Below are 405 nucleotides of genomic sequence, written 5' to 3' on the forward strand. Positions count from 1 at the left end.
GGGGGGGGGGGAAGGAGAAGGAGAAAAAAGAGAGAGAAAAAGAAAAGGAAAAGAGGGAAAGAAAAGAAGAGAGGAAGAGAGAGAGGAAGAGAGGAGGAAGGAAAGGAAGGGAAAAAAGGGGGAAGGAGAAAGGAGAAGAGAAGGAAAAAAGAAGAGGGAAAGGAGGGAGAGGAAAAGGAGAAGGGGGAGAGAGAAGAGGGGGGGAGGAAAAAGGAAAGGAAAAGGAGAAGAAAGAAGAAAGGGGGAGGAGGGGAAGAGGAAGAGAAGGAGAAGAAGGGAAGGAAAAGGGAAAAAGAAAAGGAAAAGGAGGAAGAGGGAGAGAGGGAGGGGAGGAAGGAGAGAAGAGGGAAAGAGGAGGGCGGAGGAAGGGGGGGGGGGGTATCGCTCATTGGAGTGCCCCTGATC

Annotated in this window: 1 protein-coding gene; it reads left to right on the plus strand. The window is 51.1% G+C overall.

What is annotated here, in order from left to right:
- Positions 1–405: hypothetical protein (locus NR126_RS29165; protein WP_256832499.1), on the plus strand; the 405-nt coding region annotated here is incomplete at both ends.

The sequence above is a fragment of the Pseudomonas sp. Pse1 genome, assembly GCF_024519635.1.
Taxonomy (GTDB): Bacteria; Pseudomonadota; Gammaproteobacteria; order Pseudomonadales; family Pseudomonadaceae; genus Aquipseudomonas.